Annotated in this window: 1 protein-coding gene; it reads right to left on the minus strand. The window is 37.9% G+C overall.

The features are described 5' to 3' along the window. A partial coding sequence (gene ligD / locus SB658_RS24015; protein ID WP_486308210.1) for a non-homologous end-joining DNA ligase LigD occupies positions 1-272 on the minus strand: 272 nt, incomplete at both ends.

The following is a 272-nucleotide window of genomic DNA, read 5'->3' on the forward strand; positions in this document are numbered from 1 at the left end:
GTGCTGAATATAGTCTAAATACAAGCGATTGCCGCGTTTTTTCTTAAGACGTTCCAGAGTAAATAGCTCAGGTGCTTGTTCACATAAAAATTGGCATATAAACGCGGTAAATGTTCTCGTTTCTTCGTATGTGAAGGCATTTTTCTTTAATGGAATATAAACTTGCAGTCCTTTACCACCGCTTGTTTTAATAAAGGCTGTAAGAAAGAGACCGTCTAAAAGCGTTTTGATTCGCTTAGCAGCTTCTATGGCTAGATGAAACTCGTTAACAG

The sequence above is a fragment of the Bacillus sp. SIMBA_008 genome (assembly GCF_046535495.1).
In the GTDB taxonomy this organism is placed as follows: Bacteria; Bacillota; Bacilli; order Bacillales; family Bacillaceae; genus Bacillus; species Bacillus subtilis.